Source organism: Flavobacterium xizangense (assembly GCF_054075145.1).
This window is the reverse complement of the sequence record NZ_JBSIPG010000317.1, coordinates 1-237: the sequence shown is the minus strand read 5'-3', so window position 1 is coordinate 237 and position 237 is coordinate 1. Positions and strand designations below refer to the sequence as shown.

Genomic DNA, 237 nt, shown 5'->3' with positions numbered 1-237 from the left:
ACCAAAATCGTTGAAGGCTTTAATGGAATTCCGAAATAACCCATTAATCCAGAAGTAATGCAAAGCGGTAAAATATTCGTAATCAAAGAAGCCGCAACCATTTTGAATGATCTAAACAAATAAAGCATTAAAATTGCAATAGTTGCAATAGCAAAAAGCAATGACTCGATTAAGTTGTGCGCCAAATAAGTTGTTCCTTTCTGAAAAACCAATGCTTTACCAGTAATCGTAACTTCG

General features: G+C 34.2%; 1 protein-coding gene. It reads right to left on the bottom strand.

Annotated features, from left to right (window positions below):
- Positions 1 to 237, bottom strand: a 237-nt coding sequence (locus ACWA1B_RS23590; RefSeq protein WP_456911126.1) for an MMPL family transporter, incomplete at both ends; no start/stop codon positions are given.